The organism is Synechococcus sp. MIT S9452 (assembly GCF_047304245.1).
Lineage (GTDB): Bacteria > Cyanobacteriota > Cyanobacteriia > PCC-6307 > Cyanobiaceae > RCC307.
In genome coordinates this window covers 1918750-1938083 of record NZ_CP138956.1, presented here as the reverse complement: position 1 = coordinate 1938083, position 19334 = coordinate 1918750, and the positions used below count along the sequence as shown (strand labels likewise).

General features: G+C 62.5%; 23 protein-coding genes and 2 tRNA genes. 11 read left to right on the top strand and 14 right to left on the bottom strand.

Going from position 1 to position 19334, the window contains the following annotated elements; all coding sequences use genetic code 11:
* Positions 1–5: 5 nt before the first annotated feature.
* Genes SIB46_RS10260 through SIB46_RS10240 form a run of 5 tightly spaced genes read right to left on the bottom strand, consistent with a single transcriptional unit; the run spans position 6 to position 5267 of the window.
* On the bottom strand, positions 6–611 hold the full coding sequence (locus SIB46_RS10260; protein WP_413296064.1) for a hypothetical protein: 606 nt from the start codon (positions 609–611) through the stop codon (positions 6–8).
* 48 nt (positions 612–659) lie between these two features.
* Entirely contained in the window at positions 660–1319 is a 660-nt protein-coding gene (locus tag SIB46_RS10255) for a bifunctional 4-hydroxy-2-oxoglutarate aldolase/2-dehydro-3-deoxy-phosphogluconate aldolase (protein WP_413296063.1), read from the bottom strand.
* Positions 1319–3175, bottom strand: coding sequence for an ATP-dependent zinc metalloprotease FtsH3 (gene ftsH3, locus SIB46_RS10250; RefSeq protein WP_413296062.1), 1857 nt, complete (start codon positions 3173–3175; stop codon positions 1319–1321). Before ftsH3 ends, SIB46_RS10255 begins: the two co-directional genes overlap by 1 nt.
* Before the next feature lie 44 nt (positions 3176–3219).
* Positions 3220–4377 (bottom strand): sulfate adenylyltransferase, encoded by a 1158-nt coding sequence (sat, locus tag SIB46_RS10245; protein WP_413296061.1) that lies wholly within the window; start codon positions 4375–4377, stop codon positions 3220–3222.
* Positions 4378–4436: 59 nt separating this feature from the next.
* Positions 4437–5267, bottom strand: a complete 831-nt coding sequence (locus SIB46_RS10240) for a photosystem II manganese-stabilizing polypeptide (protein ID WP_413296060.1) — start codon at positions 5265–5267, stop codon at positions 4437–4439.
* An 83-nt stretch (positions 5268–5350) separates the two neighbouring features.
* Between SIB46_RS10240 and SIB46_RS10235 the strand changes: the two genes are divergently transcribed.
* Positions 5351–5674, top strand: a complete 324-nt coding sequence (locus SIB46_RS10235) for a hypothetical protein (RefSeq protein WP_413296059.1) — start codon at positions 5351–5353, stop codon at positions 5672–5674.
* Here SIB46_RS10235 and coaBC read toward each other — a convergent pair.
* The gene (coaBC, locus tag SIB46_RS10230; protein ID WP_413296058.1) at positions 5653–6930 is read right to left on the bottom strand and encodes a bifunctional phosphopantothenoylcysteine decarboxylase/phosphopantothenate--cysteine ligase CoaBC; all 1278 of its coding nucleotides are present in this window, start codon (positions 6928–6930) and stop codon (positions 5653–5655) included. The genes SIB46_RS10235 and coaBC overlap by 22 nt on opposite strands.
* On the bottom strand, positions 6930–7145 hold the full coding sequence (locus SIB46_RS10225; RefSeq protein WP_413296057.1) for a DUF2555 domain-containing protein: 216 nt from the start codon (positions 7143–7145) through the stop codon (positions 6930–6932). Before SIB46_RS10225 ends, coaBC begins: the two co-directional genes overlap by 1 nt.
* Positions 7146–7173: 28 nt before the next feature.
* Here SIB46_RS10225 and SIB46_RS10220 point away from each other — a divergent pair.
* From SIB46_RS10220 to SIB46_RS10210, 3 genes are all read left to right on the top strand, one after another.
* Positions 7174–7246, top strand: a tRNA-Ala gene (locus SIB46_RS10220).
* Positions 7247–7251: 5 nt separating this feature from the next.
* Positions 7252–7635, top strand: coding sequence for a hypothetical protein (locus tag SIB46_RS10215; RefSeq protein ID WP_413296056.1), 384 nt, complete (start codon positions 7252–7254; stop codon positions 7633–7635).
* 66 nt (positions 7636–7701) lie between these two features.
* Positions 7702–7902, top strand: coding sequence for a hypothetical protein (locus SIB46_RS10210; protein ID WP_011936613.1), 201 nt, complete (start codon positions 7702–7704; stop codon positions 7900–7902).
* Between the two features lie 119 nt (positions 7903–8021).
* Here SIB46_RS10210 and SIB46_RS10205 read toward each other — a convergent pair whose 3' ends face one another.
* On the bottom strand, positions 8022–8531 hold the full coding sequence (locus SIB46_RS10205) for a hypothetical protein (protein WP_413296055.1): 510 nt from the start codon (positions 8529–8531) through the stop codon (positions 8022–8024).
* On the opposite strand from SIB46_RS10205, the gene SIB46_RS10200 reads away from it, so the two are divergent.
* Together SIB46_RS10200 and SIB46_RS10195 are read left to right on the top strand one after the other, a co-directional pair.
* Positions 8530–8961 carry a DUF565 domain-containing protein gene (locus SIB46_RS10200; protein WP_413296054.1) on the top strand — a complete coding sequence of 144 codons (432 nt, stop codon included), beginning with the start codon at positions 8530–8532 and terminating at the stop codon, positions 8959–8961. The genes SIB46_RS10205 and SIB46_RS10200 overlap by 2 nt on opposite strands.
* Before the next feature lie 66 nt (positions 8962–9027).
* Positions 9028–10515: an NAD(P)/FAD-dependent oxidoreductase gene (locus tag SIB46_RS10195; RefSeq protein ID WP_413296053.1), complete on the top strand. Its 1488-nt coding sequence runs from the start codon at positions 9028–9030 to the stop codon at positions 10513–10515.
* Here SIB46_RS10195 and SIB46_RS10190 read toward each other — a convergent pair.
* Both SIB46_RS10190 and SIB46_RS10185 read right to left on the bottom strand, forming a co-directional pair.
* Positions 10490–11530, bottom strand: a complete 1041-nt coding sequence (locus tag SIB46_RS10190; protein ID WP_413297769.1) for an aspartate carbamoyltransferase catalytic subunit — start codon at positions 11528–11530, stop codon at positions 10490–10492. The two genes, SIB46_RS10195 and SIB46_RS10190, sit on opposite strands and share 26 nt — an antisense overlap.
* Before the next feature lie 33 nt (positions 11531–11563).
* Positions 11564–12133 carry a DNA-3-methyladenine glycosylase gene (locus SIB46_RS10185; protein WP_413296052.1) on the bottom strand — a complete coding sequence of 190 codons (570 nt, stop codon included), beginning with the start codon at positions 12131–12133 and terminating at the stop codon, positions 11564–11566.
* A gap of 50 nt (positions 12134–12183) precedes the next feature.
* Between SIB46_RS10185 and SIB46_RS10180 the strand changes: the two genes are divergently transcribed.
* The 3 genes from SIB46_RS10180 to gatC are packed head-to-tail and all read left to right on the top strand — an operon-like array spanning position 12184 to position 13370.
* Positions 12184–12306 (top strand): hypothetical protein, encoded by a 123-nt coding sequence (locus SIB46_RS10180; RefSeq protein WP_011936619.1) that lies wholly within the window; start codon positions 12184–12186, stop codon positions 12304–12306.
* Between the two features lie 3 nt (positions 12307–12309).
* Positions 12310–13080: a creatininase family protein gene (locus SIB46_RS10175; protein WP_413296051.1), complete on the top strand. Its 771-nt coding sequence runs from the start codon at positions 12310–12312 to the stop codon at positions 13078–13080.
* On the top strand, positions 13077–13370 hold the full coding sequence (gene gatC / locus SIB46_RS10170; RefSeq protein ID WP_413296050.1) for an Asp-tRNA(Asn)/Glu-tRNA(Gln) amidotransferase subunit GatC: 294 nt from the start codon (positions 13077–13079) through the stop codon (positions 13368–13370). The genes SIB46_RS10175 and gatC overlap by 4 nt, the downstream gene beginning before the upstream one ends.
* A 1-nt stretch (position 13371) precedes the next feature.
* On the opposite strand, the gene crtR is transcribed toward gatC, so the two are convergent.
* The 3 genes from crtR to SIB46_RS10155 all read right to left on the bottom strand — a co-directional run bounded on the left by crtR (position 13372) and on the right by SIB46_RS10155 (position 15203).
* Positions 13372–14331 (bottom strand): beta-carotene hydroxylase, encoded by a 960-nt coding sequence (gene crtR, locus SIB46_RS10165; protein ID WP_413296049.1) that lies wholly within the window; start codon positions 14329–14331, stop codon positions 13372–13374.
* Positions 14332–14444: 113 nt separating this feature from the next.
* A complete protein-coding gene (locus tag SIB46_RS10160) occupies positions 14445–15047 on the bottom strand; it encodes a hypothetical protein (protein ID WP_413296048.1) in 603 nt (200 codons plus the stop codon).
* Between the two features lie 74 nt (positions 15048–15121).
* Positions 15122–15203, bottom strand: a tRNA-Leu gene (locus SIB46_RS10155).
* A 38-nt stretch (positions 15204–15241) separates the two neighbouring features.
* Between SIB46_RS10155 and SIB46_RS10150 the strand changes: the two genes are divergently transcribed.
* Both SIB46_RS10150 and ileS read left to right on the top strand, forming a co-directional pair.
* Positions 15242–16141, top strand: a complete 900-nt coding sequence (locus SIB46_RS10150; RefSeq protein WP_413296047.1) for a Ycf66 family protein — start codon at positions 15242–15244, stop codon at positions 16139–16141.
* 23 nt (positions 16142–16164) lie between these two features.
* Positions 16165–19044 (top strand): isoleucine--tRNA ligase, encoded by a 2880-nt coding sequence (gene ileS, locus SIB46_RS10145; RefSeq protein ID WP_413296046.1) that lies wholly within the window; start codon positions 16165–16167, stop codon positions 19042–19044.
* Positions 19045–19048: 4 nt separating this feature from the next.
* Here the strand turns inward: ileS and SIB46_RS10140 are convergent, their stop codons facing one another.
* Entirely contained in the window at positions 19049–19333 is a 285-nt protein-coding gene (locus SIB46_RS10140) for a hypothetical protein (RefSeq protein WP_413296045.1), read from the bottom strand.
* Between the last annotated feature and the right edge of the window lies 1 nt (position 19334).

Sequence of the window (19334 nt, the reverse complement as noted above, 5' to 3'; positions counted from 1 at the left end):
CTGATTCAGCTCAGGGTTGCGGTTGCGCTGCCCACTCCATTGCTGGAGGCAGCGGCGCCAGAACCCAACTTGCTGGCTGCTTTCGCCATCCGCTTGGCAACCGAACCGGTGGAACGCTTGGCCTTTGCAGGCGATGCGGCCCGTGCGGTCTTGCGAGCCGCCGGCTTAGCGGCGGCCTTGCGGGTCACCTTGGTGGTGGTTGCCTTTTTGGCTGTTGTCTTTTTGGCTGTTGTCTTTTTGGCGGCTGCCTTTTTAGGAGCTGCTTTCTTGGCAACAGCTCGGCGGGTGGTTGTGGTTTTGGCCTTCACATTGCCGGTCTTGGCCGGACGGGTGCGATGGCTCAACACCATGGCCCATTCCTCATCGCTGAGGTTGTTGGGCTTGCTGCCGTGCTGATTGGCCAACTTGGCGGCCTTTTCGATATCAACAACAAGGTTTTTCCACGATGTGGCGAAACGCTTGTCGCTTTGAGACTTCGCGGCGGACTCCACAAGAGTCTCAACCACTCCTGAGGGGGTCACCTTCTTACGGCGACGATTGAAGATCTCTTTCTGGAGCTGAGCGATCAGAGAGAGAGCCTTGTCGCTGAGCTTGACTTTGAGCTCTGCCATGGCTCGCAGATATAGGTCATTCCCAGATGTAACACCTGAGACTCAGAACTACAACGTCTCCTGATTGGTGGTGATGCCGCGCAAGTACGGCTCAAGCTGCTCGGCATGCCCCGCATGCAGCCGGTCTTGTTGATCAAACAGCGTGGATCCCAGAGCCACGGCTTCCACCCCAGATGCAAACCAGGCACTGAGATCTGCAGGGCGAAGCCCACCGGCAGCAATACAAAACGGCATTGGTGCCATCGGCCCGCGAAGCTGACGCCAATAAGAGGGTCCCAGGCTGGCCGCGGGAAACAATTTCACCGCTCCGCGAGCGCCCGCGCGATGCACCTCAGTTGGACTGAACACCCCGGGCACCAGGGTTAACTCCAACGCATCGGCTTGCTCCCACATCAGCGGGCAGCTGATCGGCGACATCGCAAAGCGCAAACCCTGCGCGTGGGCGACCACTAACTGCTCTGCCCAACGCACGCCGGCTACGCCAAAACGCAGTTCAGGCCATTGGTTTGGCAGGGTCTGCAGCAGCTCTAACCACCAAGGCTCCTGGCTCCAAGCCAGTTCGACGTGATGAAAGCCAGCGGCGGCAACAGCATCAATCTGACGGTGCGCTTGCGCTGGTGAGCCTGGTCGCAACACCGCGAGCAAGGGCGATTGCCGCAGTGAATCACACAGGCCAGAGGGGTCGCCGCGGCGCACCCCAGCTTCCATCAGACGTAGTCGGCGACTTTGGCGTCGCGGCTGATCAACAGCTCTTGAAGCTGCTCAGCATCCACGGTTTCCATCTCAACCAGCATCTCTGCCAGTTCATCAAGAAGAGCACGGTTTTCGCTCAGCACCTGCACGGCACGGGTGTAAGCAGCATCCACCAAGGTCGACACCTCTTTGTCGATGGTGGCTGCGGTGTCTTCTGAGAAATCACGCTCAGATGCAATGTCGCGCCCGAGGAACATGCCGCCTTGGGAGCGGCCTAAAGCCACAGGCCCGAGCTTGTCGCTCATGCCGAAGCGAGTCACCATCTGGCGCGCCACACGGGCCACCTGCTGGAGGTCATTGGATGCACCGGTGGTGACTTCGTCTTCGCCGTACACCAGCTCCTCGGCAACACGGCCGCCCAAGGCCACCGCCATCTGATTTTGCAGATAGGAGCGGGAGTAAAGACCCGATTCCATGCGCTCTTCACTTGGGGTGAAGAAGGTCAAACCACCAGCCTGACCGCGGGGAATGATGCTGATCTTCTGAACGGGGTCGTAGTCAGGCATCAGGGCACCGACCAAGGCATGACCTGACTCGTGATAAGCCACCAAACGCTTGCGCTTTTCGCTCATCACGCGGTCCTTCTTCTCAGGACCAGCCATGACGCGCTCAATGGCGTCGTTGATCTCATCCATCGAGACCTCGCTGAGCTGACGGCGAGCAGCAAGGATGGCGGCCTCATTCAGCAGATTGGCCAGGTCAGCACCGGTGAAGCCAGGGGTACGCCGGGCCACTTTGTCGAGGTCAACATCTTTGGCCAGGGTCTTGCCGCGGGCGTGAACGCCAAGAACCTGGAGACGGCCGCTGTAATCAGGGCGATCCACCACCACCTGACGGTCAAAGCGACCAGGACGCATCAGGGCTTGATCCAGCACGTCGGGGCGGTTGGTGGCCGCAACGATGATGATTCCGGTGTTGCCTTCAAAACCATCCATCTCCGTGAGGAGTTGGTTCAAGGTCTGCTCACGCTCGTCGTTGCCGCCGCCAAGGCCGGCGCCGCGTTGGCGACCGACCGCATCAATCTCATCGATAAAGACGATGCAAGGCGCGTTTTTCTTGGCCTGCTCGAACAGATCGCGAACGCGGCTGGCACCCACACCGACAAACATCTCGACGAATTCCGAGCCGGAGATCGAGAAGAAGGGAACGCCAGCTTCACCAGCGACAGCTTTGGCCAGCAGGGTTTTGCCGGTACCAGGAGGGCCCACCAGGAGCACGCCTTTGGGGATCTTGGCGCCGACAGCGGTAAAGCGATCGGGGTTCTTGAGGAAGTCAACAACCTCGGTGAGCTCGAGCTTGGCGCCTTCAATGCCAGCGACATCTTCAAAGGTCACCTGGGTTTGGGGTTCCATCTGAACCCGCGCTTTGCTCTTGCCGAAGCTCATGGCGGGGTTGCCACCACCGCCCTGGGCGCGGCGCAGTAGGAAGAACAATCCACCGAGCAGCAGCAAGGGGAAGAGCAGGCTGCCCAAGGCCGATTGCCACGCCGGCGACTGGCGGCTGGGCTGCACGTCAATGTCGACGTCGTGCTCGCTGAGCAGATTCAGCAGGTTCTTGTCGGGAGCCAGGTTCACCTGGGCGCGCTGGCCATCGCTCTTAACAGCCAGTGCAGTGCCCCGATCAGGAGCAATCAGCACCTTGGAGATTTCGTTGCTCTGAACGGCCTCAACGAAGTCGCTGTAGCGGAGGTTGACCGGTGCGTTGTTGGGTGTGTTGGAGCGCCCGCCGACAAAGGCAGTGCCGAGGGCGATCAACACCACCATCAACAGGACATACAGCCCCGCATTGCGCCAACTCTTCTTTGCAGCCAAGGCTCTACCCCTCGAGATTACGGAATGTTAACTGCAGTCGCCCTTCAGGCGGCACGCAGCACGTCAACCACGCTGCGGAAGGCAAACCACTCGGGAATGTCCTCGCCACTGCGCAGCATCTTGCGGAACTGAGTGCCGCTCAGCTTTTTGACGTGCAAATTGCTGGCTTCGGCGTGCTCAGCGGTGACATAACCCTCTTCATCGGTATAGACGAGGTTGAGCGAAGGAACGGTTTGCATGCCCAGTTCGGGGGCGTTCTCGCGGGCGAAATCTTGGGCTTGATAGGGGCCGTAGAAGTCATCGCCACTCACCGACGACTTACAGCCAGCCATGTCGCGGCCAATGATGAAGTGGGTGCAGCCGTAGTTCTTGCGGATGATCATGTGCTGCAGCGCTTCGCGCGGGCCAGCCATGTGCATCGAGTAAGGCAGATAAGCCCAACGAATGCGGGAGTTGTCGACCTCCTCAGCCAGACGCTCATAGGTCTGGAAGCGAACAGCCCCGGGGATGTCATCACCTTGGGTGGGGCCGCAGGTGGGATGGACGAGCACAACGCCGTTCTCACTGACGTTCTCGGCATGCAGAGCGCGGGTGAAGAGCTCGTAGTGGGCGCGGTGAATGGGGTTGCGGCACTGGAAGGCCACCACGTCTTCGCCCGAGGGCAGGCCAGCACGCACTTCAGCTGGCGTCTTGCAGGGGAAGGGGCGCTGGGGGAGCTCCATGCCAACGATGGAACCGCCCAGATAAAAGCGGCCTCGTTCGGTGGCGATCATGCGCACGGCTGGGTGCTCCAAGGAGCTGGTGCCGTAGCAACCGAGAGCCTCACGGGCTTTATCGGGCTCCCACTTGCTCTCCACCGTCATCACGGCGAGGTTGCGGCCTTGATAAGTGAGCAGCAGGCGCTGACCAACGGCAATGTCATCCCGATCGGTGTCCATCACGATCGGCAGGCCAAACAGCAGGCCTGAGGTGGTGCGGTTGCTCTCAACAACCGAGCGGTAGTCCTCCTCGCCCATGAAGCCGCGCAGGGGGGAGAAACCTCCCACCATCAACAGCTCCACATCGCACGCGTTGCGATCACTGCACTCAACGCGGTGATCAACTCCTGCGATGGCCGCATCCCACTGGTCAGCAGGCAAGCGCAGATCCACCAGCGTGCCGCCGTGGGGTGCAATCAGTGCCTGGGGAGCGGTGCTGGTCATCGAGCCGGGGGCGAAATGCGGTGGAATTCTTCCAGATCAACGGCCCCCGGCGGGAGCCATCAGGCCTGCTCGAGGCGGCCGTAGAGCTCACCAGAGACCTGAACGTCAACCACCTCACGGCCACCCATGTCGGAGTCGGAAGGCTGAACGGCGGTGAAGACACCAGCGAATTCGCCGGTCTCGGCATCAACCCGGGTGATGGAGAAGGACATGGTGCCGGTGCCATCGATGTAGCGCTTGACGTTCTCGCTGTTGAGTTCGTCCTCCCCGATGTCCTGAGCGGCCACCAGACCCTGGGCGTAGCCAACACCGGTGGTCAGCGCACGACCTTTGGGATCGAGGAAGTTGCTAGTGCGGTAGCTGGGGGTGCGGTATTCGCCGTTGAAATCGGTGCTGGTGGTGATGGCAGCGCCATCGGCCGTGGCCAGAAGCTGCTTGCTGGAGAAGGTGAAGGGAATCTCCTCACCACCGGGGAGCAGCACGGTGATCGGCTGGAAGTCGATGCCGCCTTTCTCTTTGAACTCGAGACCGCTATCGGTGACAGCCAGATCGCCGTAAACAGAGTCGAGGCTGGAGGTGTAGCGGGTCAGGATCCGGCCTTCCACGAACTGGGCTTCCTGACGCTTGTTGGTGGGCTCACCTTTGACCGCCACGGTGCTGGGGTGGAAGCACATCTCCTGCAAGGAGTACTTGCCACCAGCAGTGAGGCTGATGCTGCCGCGGGCCGACTCCGGCAAGGAGAAACAGTCGTTGGCCAAGCCAGTGTTGTGAATGTCGTCGTAGGTCAGATCGGCGCGATCGATCGATTTGGCGTCACCACTGCAGGCGGTCAGCAGTGCCAGACAGGCCGCCAAACAAAGAGCAACGGTTGTCCGCAGCAGGGAGCGCATGGGCCAGCAGTACATCGTGAGCGCGATCGTACAACTGAAAACCACCGTCCCTCGTAGGATGTCGCGGCTCTCAACATGGTTCGATGTCTGCCCCCCAAAGCGACTGGACGGCGCGCCTCCAACGCTGGTGCACTGAAGGGGCTGAGCTCTGCGAGCAAGCCGGCAACGATCCTGAACAGCTCCTGGCGGTGCTGAGGCAGCTCGAACAGCTTCACCGCGACCTGCAGGACGGCTCGTTCCGCAACAGCCTGCCCTCCGATCGCCACCAGCTCTACAAGTTGCTACAGGCCATGGAGCAAAACGGCGGCTGGCCTTACATCCCCCGGCTTCAGCTCAAAACGTTTATGGAGCTGCTGGAACCTGGCCATGAGCCCGGCACGCCGGATCAATCAGCACTGGCCGCCTGAGGCAACCTGAGCCTCAGGCGATCCAACAGGCCATGGGCCAAGGCCAACTTGCTGCAGGGGCCCATAGCTTCTGGGCTGGCCCCTTGGCTGAGCAGCCATCCCTGATTGGCTGAGGCAGCAAAGCCAACTCCTGGTTGATCAATGGGATTAGCAAACAACAGATCACAGCCTTTGCGCTGAAATTTGGCCTCTGCTTGGGTGAGCACATCGCCGCTGTGGGCTGCAAAACCCATCAACACCTGATCGGCGGAGCGGCGCTGCACCATCTGCTGCAGCAGATCCGGAACCATTTCCCAACTCGCGGGGCTGTGCAGCACCTCCTGCAACTGCTGTTTGCTGAGCTTGCTGCTTAGGGGCTGCCGCAAACGCTGATCCGCCACAGCGGCCGCCATCACCACCGCTGCAGCCCGGGGCTGATGGCGCTCTAGAAGCTGCTCCAACTCAGCGGCCGTGCCAAACCGCTCGCTGTTCAACCCTTCAAGCAACCCAGGCTCCAGCTGCAGCGAACCGTGCAACAGGCGAACCTGCGCCCCGCGCCAGCGGGCCGCCTGGGCCAGCAGCACCCCCATCAACCCAGTGGATGGATTGCTCAGAACCCGGGCGGGATCGAGGAACTCCTGGGTAGGGCCAGCTGTGACCAGCAGCTCCAGACCCTCGAAATCGCGCTGAACGCCATGCAGCGCCAAGGAGGCAGCCGCCTGCAAGAGCAAGCTCGGCTCCACCATGCGGCCACTGCCCCGCCGGTCACAGGCCAGCAAACCTTCGCTCGCTGGAGGCAACGCCAACAGCGAGTGATCGCGCTGCAATTGCTGCCAATTGCGCTGCACCGCAGGCGATTCCCACATGTCGGTGTTCATCGCTGCCGCCGCGAGCACAGGAACCCGTGTGGCCAGCAGCGTGGAGGCCAGCAGGGTGTCAGCCAGGCCATGCACCAAGCGCGCCAGCGTGCTGGCGCTCAATGGCACCAACAACACCAGATCAGGCCATTCGGCGAGCTCAATGTGGAGCGGCCTGGGCTCGTGATGGCTCCATTGATCAGCGTCGAGATAGCAGCGGTGGCGCGACAGGCTGGCCAACGCCACAGGGCTCACCAAATCGGCAGCACTGGGTGAGAGCACACAACGCACCTCAGCCCCCTGCTTCACCAGGGCGCTCACCAGCTGCGGCAACTTCACCGCCGCGATGCTGCCGCTTCCTGCCACCAAAATGCGCCGCCCAGCGAGGGGCTCAAGCGGATCGAGAGGAGCGCTGGTCATCAGTCCTCGTCAAAGGGTTCCTGATCAACCAGATGCACATAGGGGCGAACCAGCTCAGGGCGATGGATGGCCAGGGCCCTGAGTAGGTGCCAGTCGCCAAGCCCATCAAAGGGAGAGGCGTAATCGTCGTCCTCCAGGCGCTGGGCGAGGACCGCCACGCTGGCTTCGGTCTGGGCGGCCAGCAGTTCTTCAGTGATCAGGCCGTTTGAGGACATGTTTGGTAGCTTCGAATCAAGTCCCCCAGGGGAATTAGCTCAGCTGGTAGAGCGCTGCGATCGCACCGCAGAGGTCAGGGGTTCGAATCCCCTATTCTCCATCGCCATGATGGCCTGGCCGCTGCTCCTGGCTCCCCTGCCCCTGCTGCAAACCGCGCAGGAGCGGATTGTCTTGCTGGAGGTGGGTCCGCTGCAACCGCTGCCGGCTTGGGCCCGAACCAGTAAGCAATCAACAGAGGATCGCCCGGCCACCATGCGTGTGGCTTGGACCGAACGCCAGCAAATCGACGGCCCTGGCCGCTGGGCTGTGGCCTATGGAATCGACTGCGAGGGCAGGCGCATCCGCCGCTTGAGCGCTCCGTTGGATCTCAACGCAGGCAGCTTTGCCAAACAAACTGCCATCACTGGTGAAGCGGGTTTTTGGTATCCCGAACGGCCCTTCACGCTGCTGAGCCGCCTATTGCAACGAGCGTGTGCAACCCAGCGATGAGGAGCGGGAGTTTATCCCTCAGCACCTCAATGGGGTACAAAGGGTCACCAACCTCAATGGTGAGCGATGTCGCAGTCCAAGCGTGAACAGGTCGTCAGCCACCTCCGTTACATCCGCCAAGAACTGCGCGAAATGCATCAAGGCGTGATGGATGACGGCCTGCTGCCCGAAAGCGGTGAAGTCCGTGGTGTGATGGCGCAAATGGAAGCACTACTCGAACTGCTGGAAGGCAAAGGCAGCCGCAAGGCCAAAGAAGTCAAATCCTGAGCTGGCACCACCTGTAGTGGTTGAGGCAACCACTAGGACCAGATGTTGTGTATAAAGGGCCTGGCGGAGCTCCGGGCCAGGTGATGGGGATCCCAGGCTCGCTTCGCCAGATCTTCCAATTACCCGAGCACGACCAAATAGCGGGCTCCCACCTTCTTGACCCAGCGGGTGACCTCTTCGGTTAGGGCGCGACCAGCCAGACCGATGCAGCCTGCCGTGCCATCCAGGCTGACGTCCTCATGGATGCCGAAATGGCCCCGGGTCGTGCCAAATAGAGGGTCAACAGGAATAAACCAACTGCGGCCGATCTCATAGAGATCACCGGAATGCAGCTTGATCGGAGATCCCACGCTGTAGGCGCCCGGAGGCAGTGGCGCGTGGTTGCCCGGCCTCCAGAACCGATCCAGGCGCTCAGTTTCAGGGCGCCCAGTCACCGTCGTCCAGCGGCGCAGGGGCTCCTCACCACGCCAGAGGGTGAGATCCCAAAGACGATTGCCGCGGCGATCGCGCTGCGCGGTTGGAGCCAACTCAAGCCAGGGCTCCTCGGTTTCAGCAACGTGCTTGGCAAACACAGTGGGCAGCGCTGGATCCGGCAGCTCTTGCGGTTCCCCCAAAAAGAACGGAAGCATGGGTCACGTTCGAGGTGGCGCCGAGCTTCGCGGATTTCCGCTCACCAGCGGAAAACAACAGGACAGCGCGCAAACCGAATCCCACGCGACTCAAGCGATGCAAGCGACGCGACTCAACCGGCTCAGCGGACAGCTGCTCAGCCGCCTCAGCCAATGGGCCGAGAACCCATGGCGCCGCTTCTCGCTTCTGCTGCTGGTGCTGTTGGCCGGCTTCAGTGCCGGCGTCAGCATCGGCTCGGTCGCCGGTGTGCTGATGGTGATCGACCCGGTCGGAGCCCTGGTGGTGGTGGCCGCCTCAGAACTCGCCATCAAGGCACGACGGCCCCTGCTCAAGCGCGGCGGCGACAAACTGCCACTGGGCCTGTTGGACATGGCCCGCATGGGAATCGTTTATGGCCTGCTGCTCGAAGGCGTCAAATCGAGCATTTAATCCCTACGTCGCGGCCGAAATTGAACAGCGTTCATACCTTGTGGAAGTTGATCGCTACCAGGGCCGATGACTGCCACCCGTGAGCGTTTCTTTCTTGAACTCGAGCCTCCGATGGAGGAGCTGCGCGGCAAGCCCCATGTGGTGATCGTCGGTGGTGGATTTGCCGGCATCAAGGCCTGCAAGGCCTTTAAAGGCGCTGATGTGCGCGTCACGCTGATTGACAAGCGCAACTTCAACCTGTTCCAACCGCTGCTCTATCAAGTGGCGACTGGCTTGGTCTCCCGCGGCGATGTGGCCACCCCATTGCGCCAATTGGTGGGGGCCCAGCGCAATGTGCAGGTGCTGCTTGGTGAGGTCAGCGAGATCCAAACCGAAGCCAAGCAGGTCATCTTCAACGGCAAGGCCATGGCCTATGACCACCTGATCCTGGCCACCGGATCAGGAAGCAGCTTCTTTGGCCATGACGACTGGCGCGGCATTGCCCCGCCGATGAAGATCCTCGAGCACGCCGAAGAGATTCGCCGCCGGCTGCTGATGGCTCTCGAGCAAGCCGAGCAAACCCCCAATGGCGACGAGCGCGCATTTCTACAAACGGTTGTGGTGGTTGGCGGCGGTCCCACCGGCTGCGAAATGGCCGGCGCCATCAACGAGCTGATGCGGCGCTCGATGGCTAAGGACTTCAACCAACTCGACCCAGGGGCCACACGGATCATGGTGGTGGACCCCGGCGATCGGCTGCTCAAGGCCATGCCGGAAGCCTGCTCAGCAGCTGCCGCCAAACAATTGCAAGACATGGGTGTGGAGCTCTGCTTCCACAGCCGGGTTCAGTCGATCGTGCCCGGTGAAGTGCTGATCACCACGCCTGAGGGTGAGCGCACGATCAAGGCGGCCAACGTGTTCTGGACCGCTGGTGTGCGCGCCTCCCATCTCGGCAAAAAGCTGGCCGAAGCCACCGGCTGTGAGGTGGACCGCGGCGGGCGGGTGCTGGTGGAGCCTGATTTCTCCATCGCCAATCACCCTGAAATCCGCGTGGTGGGCGATCTCTGCAGCTACAAGCACACCGCCGATGGCAAACCCTTGCCGGGCATGGCCGGTCCAGCGGTGCAGATGGGCGGCTGGGTTGCCAAAGACATTCGCGCCCAGCTGGAGGGCCGCGGCCACAAATCCTTTGCCTGGTTTGATTTCGGCAGCATGGCGGTGTTGGGTCGCCTTGGCGCCGTGGCCGACCTGCGCGGGATCAAGCTGGCGGGCCTCCCGGCCTGGGGGCTGTGGGCCGTGGCCCACCTGGCCTTCATGCCCGATGAAGAGAATCGCCTGTCACTGCTGGTGAAATGGCTCTGGGCCATCCTCACCAGGCAACGGGGATCGCTGTTGCTGACCGGGATGCCCAGCCAGCACGTGGGGCTGGAAGGGGGTTCAGCGCCCTTCCCCATGGGCCTGCACAGCGAGCCATCCATCGCTGAAATGGACGGAACCATGGAGAAGGCCATGGAGAACTTCCGCGACCTAGAAAGCCCGGCCGAGCCTGCTAGCTCAACCCAGCAGCTGAGCTAGCAGGCTCACTGGCCGCCATCAGATAGAGCAGGGCCATGCGCACCGGAATCCCGTTGCGCACCTGCTCTTCCACCAGCGAACGGCTGGGGTCATCGAGCAGCTCTCCGCTGAGCTCAACGCCGCGATTCACTGGTCCGGGATGCAGCACAGGCACCGGCTTTCCGCAGCGCTCCAGCCGGCGGTGGCTGAGTCCATAGCGCCGGTGGTAGGCCTCCAGGCTGGTGATCAACTGCTCCTTCATGCGCTCCTGCTGCAAGCGCAGGGTCATCACCGCATCAGCGCCCTCAAGGGCACGATCGAGATCGCGCTCGATGCGCAAACTGCCGCGCTGCGCCACCAAATCCTGGGCCTGGCCGGGCGGGGGAGCTTGGATGAATTGGGCAAAGGCATCCGGCAACAGGCTGGCCGGACCGCAAAGCACCACATCGACACCACAGGCGGTGAGCGACCACAGGTTGGAGCGGGCCACACGGGAATGCAGCACATCGCCAACGATCACAATCCGCTTGCCGACCAGACCCTCAAGCGTGGGGGTGTCCGGGTTGAAATGGCGCGCCAGGGTGAAGAGATCCAGCAGGGCTTGGCTGGGGTGGCTATGCAAGCCATCACCGGCATTGAGCACGGCTGTGCGGCAGCCAGCCGCCTCAAGATCTCGGGCCAACTCAGCCGGCACGCCAGCGCAGCGGTGACGCACCACCAGCACATCGGCCCCCATGGCCACATAGGTGCGGGCGGTATCGAGCAGGCTTTCGCCTTTGGCTAAGGCGCTGCTGGCTGGCGAAAAGCTCTGCACATCAGCCGACAAGCGCCGCGCCGCCAACTCAAAACTGCTGCGTGTGCGCGTGCTGGGCTCAAAAAACAGCGTTGTCACCAACCGGCCCTGCAGAGCAGGCAAACGCCGGGGGCCACTCATGGGCAAGGCCCGAAAGCGATTGGCGAGTTCCAACACGGTGGCGTAGTCCTCCTGGCTGAAGGCAGCCAGGTCGAGCACATGGCGGTAGCTCCAGCGGCTCAGGGGGGGACGGGCGATCACCTCCAAAGTAAGGGTTCAATCTGATCTGGGCTGTAGCGGCACCACCGGTTTGCTGAGACTCGGATGTCCCGCCAACATCCAGCGCCAGGGCAGATCCAGCCCCTGCTTGATGCCAACTCGGGCGCTCTCAACCAACACACCGGGTGGCCCTGACGCTTCGCTCAGCCACAAGCCGGTGTCTTCCGCCACCGGTTGAGCGTTGTGGCTCAGATCAATCCCGAATCGGCGCGCCAACAATCCAGGACCTGCCGCGATCCGCGGCGGCTCTGTGGGCAACGCGATGGCGCGCAACAACACCCCATTGGCCCAGTCATCGCGGTCTGTGACCACATTCACGCAGTGGTGGATGCCATAGGTGAGATAGACGTACCAATGGCCCGGCGGGCCAAACAAGGTGGCGTTGCGTTTGGTGCGGCTGCGGAAGCCGTGGCAAGCGGGCTCCGCTTGGGAATAGGCCTCCGTTTCCACCACCACCCCCCACAGCAGGCTGCCGCCTGTTTGGCGTTTGACCAAGCGGCAGCCGATCAGCTCAGGGCCCACTACCTCAGCGGGACGCGCAAAAAAGCTGGAAGAAAGAGCTCGCACCAGGCCAGAAGCCGCCAGACTGGTCTTATACCCATTCGGCGCACCAGCCCATGACCCTGGCCCAGCTGCTGATTCCCTTGGCCATCCTGTTCAGTGTGTCGCTGGTGTTCTTCGGCATGAGCGGTGGCTACTACGACACCGACGCCTACGACGGCAACGGCACCGCCCACTAAGCCATGACCACAACCGAAGCGATCAGGCTGCAGCTGCGCAGCTGGCCTGAGGTGGAGGCCTATTTAGACCGCTGCAAAGGGGTGATCGTGCCCCTCGGCTCCACCGAGCAGCACGGGCCAACCGGAGCCATTGGCACCGATGCCCTCACCGCTGAAGCTGTGGCGCTGGAAGTGGGTCGCCGCAGTGGAGTTCTGGTGACTCCGGCTCAAGCCTTTGGCATGGCTGAGCACCACCTCGGCTTTGCCGGCACCGTGAGCCTGCAGCCCAGCACCCTTCTGGCGGTGTTGCGGGATGTGGTGCTGTCCCTCGCCACCCATGGCTTTGAGCGGGTCTTTGTGATCAATGGCCATGGCGGCAACATCGCCACCGGGCGGGCGGCCTTTGCCGAGGCCTATGGCGAGGCGCGCCGGCGCCAACTGCCCGTGGCCCCCAAGCTCCAATGCCGCATGGCGAATTGGTTCATGGCTGGCCCGGTGATGCAGGAAGCCCGCAGCCTCTACGGAAACCGTGAGGGGCATCACGCCACCCCTAGCGAAATCGCCCTCACCCTGCATTTGGAGCCAAGCCTGCAAGATCTGCAGCGGCCCCTGCCTGAGCCAGCACCCGCTGGCCCCATCCACGGCCCCGATGATTTCCGCCGGCGCCACCCCGATGGCCGTATGGGGTCTGACCCCTATCTGGCCAAGGCCGATCACGGCGAACGCTTCTTGGACCTGGCTGCCACGGCGCTCTGCAAGGATCTGGAGCAGTTTCTGGCCAGCGACGCCCCATGAGCCACATCTCCGCCGACGACGTGCGCAAGGTGGCCCAACTGGCGCGGCTTGATCTGCCTGAGGACAGCATCGCAACCTTCACGCCGCAGCTCGAGCGCATTCTTGATTTTGTGGCTCAGCTCGAAGCCATCGACACCGAGGGCTTACCGCCCACAACCCGAGCAGTGGAAGTGGTCAATGTCACCCGCGAAGACGGGGTTGAACCCACACCAGTGCGTGAAGAGCTACTCAACCAAGCCCCTCAGCGGGAAGGTGATTTCTTCCGGGTGCCGCGAATCCTGAACAGCTGAGTCAGCGGGGGCCGACGCTGGTGCGGTGCAGCAGACCAATCACGCGCCGGCGGTTCTGAAAACCAGGCACAAAGTGGGCGACCCAACGCAGTTTGGAGCGCGTGCGGCTGTGGCTGCGGATGCCAAGCAACACGTCGTAGAAGAAGTTGCCGCAGTCGTGCAGGGTCTCGAAGATCCCTAACCGCTGAGGTGAACCCTTGCGATCCAGCAGAGGCTTGGTGGCCTGGTACGCCGCTTGGTATTGGAACCAGGGAATGGAGGGCCAGAGGTGGTGAACCAGGTGGTAGTTCTGCCCCATGATCAGCAAATTCATGGTGTTGCCCGGATACACGCGGGCATTGGTCCAGCGGTTGCGTGAATCAAACGGCCGGTGGGGCAAGTAATCGAAGAACAAGCCCAAGGTGACGCCCACCAACAGGGCAGGGGCAAACCAACAGTTGAAGATGAACGGCAGGAAGCCACCACGGGCCGCCCCCACGATGATCAGCACAAAAATGGTGCGGGCCAACGCCCACTCAAAGAGCTCATAACGGCGCCAGAGCCGGCGCTGGAAGAAGAAATACTCGTGATAGAAAAAGCGCGGGGCAATCAACCACAGCGGTCCAAAGGTGGAGACGATGTGGTCGGGATCGTGCTTGGGGTCGTTGACGTGGGCGTGGTGCTGCAGGTGCACCCGCGTGAACACCGGGTAACTGAAGCCCAGCAGCAGCGCAGCGCCATGGCCCATCACCGCATTCCAAAAGCGGTTGGGATGGGCGGCGTTATGGCAGGCATCGTGAATCACGGTGCCCTCGAGGTGCAGGGCCAAAAAGCCAATCAGCACCAGCAAGGGCAAGGGCCACTGGCCCACAAACCAGCCCCAAATGGTGAGCGCCGCCAGGGCATAACCACCCAGGAACAGGCCAACGGTGGGGTTGAGCGCCGCTGGTGGTTCAACGAAATGGCGGGGCACCGAGCTCACAGCAGGGCGCTCAGCCGCTCCTGATGCCAGAGGCGAGGTCCGGACAGGGGTTGCCGTCACTGCTGCCGAACCTCCTGACCTGAGAACCGCGCCAGCCTAGGGAAAAGCCCTGATCAGAGGTTGGTCTTGCTCAGCAACGCCGGCAGCAAACTCTGGGTGGCGGGGCGGTTGGCCGCCGCCATGCAGCTGTCCTTGAGCAGGTTGATCACCGCAGGCGGCTCGAAATTGTTGGCCACCCAGCGGGCCTCCAGCTCAAACAAACGCTGCTCAGGTGGGTAGGCCGAAAGGATGTACATCTTTTCCTGCTGCGGCGTGTCCTCGAGCATTTCGCGCTGAATGCCCTTCAAGCCCATGGAGAGAGGGCTGGCATTGCGGCACACCTGCATCACGTGGACCGACTCGTGGGCCAGGGTGTTCCAGTAGTTGGCTGATCGGTCCGGCATGGTGTTGGTGCACATCAACACCTTGTTCTGCCGCGGGTCGTAGAGGCCCTCAAGACCGGCAGGGCAGTTATCGCGGTACTCCACCGGAACACCTTGCAGGGCCAACACCTGCTCGAGCTCTTGCACCTGCCCCCAGCGCGCCGGAACGGGCGCAGCGCTGATCTGAGGGCCCCACTGGTGGAAGGCTTCCCGCGCTGTGCCTTGGGCCACCGGAACGGCCGAAACCAAAGCGCCGAACACCGCAATCGATACCGCCAGAGCCCGAAACACCATGGCTGGGTCTTACGAGTCCCAACCATGGACACAATTGGAACTGGGTCAGGCCCAGTTCCAATTGATTGCGGAAGTGCCCACCACGAGACTTGAACTCGTACAGCCGAAGCCACTGGTACCTAAAACCAGCGCGTCTACCAATTCCGCCAGGTGGGCAGACGACAACTGTAGGCAGCGCTTGAATGTGGCCAGTCATGACAGGGTCTGTGCTGGCCGTTCTGATCGGATCCCTCGCCCTTGTCGCCGGGCTGCTGCTGATGCTGCTGCCCCTGGTGGCGAGTGAACTGGCGCGGCCGCGCGACAGCTTCTGGGCCGCAGTGGTGCTGCTTCTGGGCCTGGTGCTGGTGACGGCATCGGACCGGCTCACCGGCGCTCCGATGTTGGGAGTGCTCTGCGGCGGCCTATTAATCGGCCGCCTGGGATCGGAAGTGGGGCAGCAGCGCTGGGGGGCGCTCGAGCCGGCCAAGCAGCAGCGCTTCAGCGAAACCAGCTATTGGACGCAGCAACTGGAGCAGTTGCGTGGTGCCGCGGCCAAGCTCCTGGCTGCTGGCGGAATCATTGCGAGCTGGCTGCAAGAACGGCTCAAGAAACCCGAAGTCAGCAAGCGCTGGGTGCGCGCTGATGCCACTGGCGAAGCCGCGCTCACCGAAACCGAGCCCACCACCACAGACCCCAGCGCCGATGCGGGAAGCAGCGAGGAAGCTGCAGAGATCAGTGCCGAAGTCGTTCCCGAGCCTGAAGCAGAGCCAGAGCCCGAAACCGAGCTGGAGCCTGCGCCCGAGCCAGCCGCTGAGCTCACGGTGGAGGTTGAGGCCACCAGCCAGGTTGATCCTGAGGCGGAAGCAGAACCAGAACTCACAGCCGACCCCGAACCCGAGATCGAGATCGAGATCGAGATCGAAACCAAAACAGAGGCAAACACTGAGCCGGAAAGCATCGCTGCCAGCTCAGAAGAAGAGCCCAACAGCGACGAGCTGCCCACCGTGGAAGCCGAAGTACTGGATCCAGCGCCCCAGGTTGAGCAACCGGTTGCCGCTGTGATTCAGTCGCTTGATGAGGTCGACGCGCTCCTCGCGGACGGCCGCCACGGATAATCGCCAGCAGACGTCGAACCCTGGTGAGCGCGAGCGAGACCTCTTACAAGGACACCCTCAATCTGCTCAAAACCGATTTCTCGATGCGCGCCAACTCGCGCCAACGGGAACCGGAATTGCAGGGGTTCTGGGCTGAACTGAATCTCTACAACCGGCTGAGCCGGGAGAACCCGGGGCCGGTTTTTACCCTCCACGACGGGCCTCCCTATGCCAATGGGGCCCTGCACGTGGGCCATGCCCTGAACAAGACCCTCAAAGACATCATCAACAAAGTTCAGTTGATGCAGGGCAAGAAAGCCCGCTACATCCCTGGCTGGGACTGCCATGGCCTGCCAATTGAACTCAAGGTGCTGCAGAGCCTCAAGGCTGAGGAGCGGCGCGAACTCAAACCCCTCGAGCTGCGCCGCAAAGCCCACGCCTACGCCGAGCAGCAGGTGGAAGGCCAACGCCAAGGCTTTCGCCGCTGGGGCATTTGGGGGGAATGGGACACCCCCTATCTGACCCTGCAGAAGCGCTATGAGGCGGCCCAAATCGATGTCTTCGGGCGCATGGTGCTGGCCGGCCACATCTACCGGGGGCTCAAGCCGGTGCACTGGAGCCCCAGCTCCCGCACGGCGCTGGCTGAAGCCGAACTGGAATACCCCGATGGGCACACCTCACCCAGCGTGTTTGTTGCCTTCCCGGTGGAGCAGCTCAGTCCGGCCTTGGTCGAGGCTGGAGTGAGCGCCGAAGGCTTGGCGGTTGCCATCTGGACCACCACCCCTTGGACCCTGCCGGCCAATTTGGCGGTCGCCGTCAATGGCCGGCTCGACTACAGCATTTGCCAAAGCAGCAGCGGCGGGCAGCTGATCGTCGCCAGCGACTTGGTGGCCAGCCTGAGCCAGCAGCTGGAGCTCAAGCTGGAGCCGCTGCAGCAGGTCAAAGGCGAAGCACTGGAGGGCCTGACCTATCGCCATCCACTGCTCGAGCGCAGCAGCCCGGTGGTGATTGGCGGCGATTACATCACCACCGAAGCCGGCACCGGCTTGGTGCACACGGCGCCTGGCCATGGCGTCGACGACTTCAACACCGGCCGCAAATACGACTTGCCGGTGCTCTGCCCGGTCGATGAGGGGGGATGGCTGACCGAAGAGGCCGGCCCCTTCGCTGGGCTGAACGTGCTCAAAGACGCCAACACCACGATCATCTCGGCTCTGCAGGAGGCCAAGGCGCTGCTAGCTGAAGAGCGCTATGAACACCGCTACCCCTACGACTGGCGCACCAAAAAACCGACGATCTTCCGCGCCACAGAGCAGTGGTTTGCCTCGGTGGAGGGCTTCCGCGACGACGCCCTCAGCGCCATCGACTTGGTGGAATGGCTGCCGGCCAGTGGCCGCAACCGCATTGAAGGGATGGTGCGCGAGCGGGGCGACTGGTGCATCAGCCGCCAGCGCACCTGGGGGGTGCCGATCCCGGTCTTCTATCACCGCAGCAGTGGCGAGGTGCTGCTCAACGCCGACACCCTGCAGCACATCCAGGCCTTAATCGCCGAGCACGGTGCCGACATTTGGTGGGAGCGCGACGAGGCGGATCTGTTGCCACCGGCCTATCGCGATCAGGCCGATCAATGGCGCAAGGGCACCGACACGATGGACGTGTGGTTTGACTCCGGCTCCTCCTGGGCTGGGGTTCTCGGCGGCCTAGAGGCTGCGACCGACAGCTCGCTGAACTATCCAGCTGACCTCTACCTCGAAGGCTCTGACCAACACCGGGGCTGGTTCCAAAGCAGCCTGCTCACCTCCGTGGCCGTCAACGGCAAGGCCCCCTATAAGCGGGTGCTCACCCACGGCTTCACCCTCGATGAAAAGGGCCGCAAGATGAGCAAATCCCTGGGCAACGTGGTGGATCCAGCCGTAATTGTTGAAGGGGGCAAAAACCAAAAGCAAGAGCCTCCCTACGGCGCCGATGTGCTGCGCCTCTGGGTGAGTTCTGTGGATTACTCCGCCGATGTGCCCCTCGGCCCGGGCATCGTCAAACAGCTGGCCGACGTCTACCGCAAGGTGCGCAATACGGCCCGCTACCTGCTGGGCAATCTGCACGACTTTGATCCCAGCCGTGACGCGGTTCCGCTCGCTGACTTACCGCTGCTGGATCGCTGGATGCTGCAACGCACCGCCAAGGTTCTCGAGGACGTCAGCGGCGATTTTGAGCGCTACGAGTTCTATCGCTTCTTCCAAACCCTCCAGAACTTCTGCGTGGTGGACCTCTCCAATGTCTACCTCGACATTGCCAAGGATCGTCTCTATGTCAGCGCCGCTGATTCCTTCCGCCGCCGCAGCTGCCAAACCGTGATGGCCCTGGTGCTCGAGCGTTTGGCCGGCATGATCGCGCCGGTGCTCAGCCACATGGCGGAAGACATCTGGCAACACCTGCCCTATCCCGTTGAGGAGGCCTCGGTGTTCCTGCGGGGTTGGCCCCAGGCCGATTCAAGCTGGAGTGGCCTCAGCAACGCCGAAAGCGAGGCGATCGATGCCGCTGTGCAATTGCGGGCTTTGGTGAATCGGCAATTGGAGAGCTGCCGCAGCAATGGCGACCTCGGGGCATCTCTGGAGGCTGCTGTGCAGCTGGAGCTGGGTGCTGGCCTCTTGGCAGACGCCCTGCGACAGGCTCTAGAGCAACTGCAGGCCAGCCCCCACCCAGAGGTGGACAACCTGGCGGATTGGCTGCTGATTAGCCAACTGCAGTTGGGGGGGCAGCCACCAGAAAGCCCCTTGGCTGAGATCACAGAGGAGGGGGTGACGCTGCGCATCTCCAAAGCCGCTGGCGAAAAGTGCGCCCGCTGCTGGCACTACGAAACCGACATCGGCAGCAACGCTGAACATCCTGAGATCTGCGGGCGCTGCGTCGCGGCGATCGGGGCCTAACGCTTCAGCCCCACAGGGCCCTATCGAGGAAATCTTGCGCTGGTCGCGGGCCGGCCAGCACCTGTTCAGCGGCGGGATTGAGGGGTGCCTTCAGCAGCACGGCGGATTCAATCCTCGCTTCGCTGGGCAGCAACGGCTGATCCGGATCAAAGGCGGTGGGGTGGGTGAGGCTGCTACTGAAGCCCCGAAAAATCACCACTTCCAACGCTTCGCCATCCCCCATCCGCCCTTGCAGCCGCAAGGCGCGATCGGGGCGATCACGGCTGATGCTCTCCAGCTCAGCGAGCACC